This is a genomic window from Variovorax davisae (assembly GCF_030316845.1).
Lineage (GTDB): Bacteria > Pseudomonadota > Gammaproteobacteria > Burkholderiales > Burkholderiaceae_C > Variovorax > Variovorax davisae.
On record NZ_JASZYS010000041.1, the window covers coordinates 1 to 1,229 of the forward strand.

Annotated in this window: 1 protein-coding gene and 1 pseudogene; both read right to left on the reverse strand. The window is 65.6% G+C overall.

Annotated elements, in window-relative coordinates:
• A partial coding sequence (locus QTI33_RS35025; protein ID WP_286511346.1) for an MCP four helix bundle domain-containing protein occupies window positions 1–864 on the reverse strand: 864 nt, incomplete at its 3' end.
• Window positions 865–910: 46 nt separating this feature from the next.
• A pseudogene (locus QTI33_RS35030) lies at window positions 911–1,229 on the reverse strand (methyl-accepting chemotaxis protein); the annotation flags it as partial.

Below are 1,229 nucleotides of genomic sequence, written 5' to 3' on the forward strand. Positions count from 1 at the left end.
GAGATCCTGGTTGCCGGTGGCGATCTGGCCCGAGGCCGTCGCGATCGTGTCGGTGCCGGTGCGGACTTCGCCGACGATCTTCACCAGGCTGTCGTTCATCTCCTTGAGCGCATGCATCAGCTGGCCGGTCTCGTCCGTCGTGCGGGCTTCGACGCGGCTGGTCAGGTCGCCGGCGGCCACGGACTGCGCCACCTTCACGGCTTCGGCCAGCGGCTTGGCGACGATGCGGGCGATCCAGAGCGCGAGCAGCAGGCCCAGCACCACGCTGCTCAGCAGGCTGCCGATGACCCAGAGCCGGGCATCCTGATAGACCGCGTCGCCGGTCTCGTCCGCCTTCGTGGCACCTGCCTCGTTGACCTCGGCCAGGGCGTCGAGCATCTTGCTCAGTTCGAGATTCAGGCGCAGCGATTCGCCGCGGATCATGGCGACCGCCTCCTCGTTCTTCTGGGCGCGGGACAAGGCGATGACCTTGTCATGCGCCAGTGCGTACTGGCCCATCGCCTTGACGAATTCCGGGAAGACCTTCTTTTCCTCCGGCTCGGAGATCAGCTTCTCGTAGACGCCGCGGTTCTTCTGCAGGGCGCCCCAGGCGTCGGTCATCGACTTCTCGTAGCCAGCCATGTCGGCCTCGTTGCTCGACAGGATGTGCTGGAGTTCCATCGAGCGATAGCGCGCCATCAGGCCCTTCATCTCGAGCAGCGCACGCGTGGCGGGCATCCAGTTGGTCGTGATGTCGGTCGACATCTGGTTGACCTTCGACAGCTGCATCACCGAGAAGACGCCGACGAACACGGTCAGCGCGAGGACGACGACGAAGGAGATCAGGAGCTTGCTCGCGATCCTGAGGTTGTAGAACGCATTCATGTTGTTTCCCTGTTGAGGCCTTGAGGCCATTTCATGTGTTTCCAGTTCAGAACTCGGTCCAGTCGCCTGCGGCACTGGCGACCGAGGCGAGCTGCGGCGCGCTGGCGCCCTTCTTTTCGATGGTCGGTGCGGACGTCCTGCGGACGGCCATCGGCGCCACGGCAGCGGGGCGGCCGAAGGCCGGTTCGCTGCGTCCGGCGGTGGCCGCATCCAGCTTGAAGACGCCCACGGCCTTCACCAGGCTCGATGCCTGCTCCTGCAGGGAGCCGGCCGCGGCCGCGGCCTCTTCCACCAGCGCCGCGTTCTGCTGCGTCACCTGGTCCATCTGCGTGATCGCCTGGTTGATCTGCTCGATCCCCGAGGTC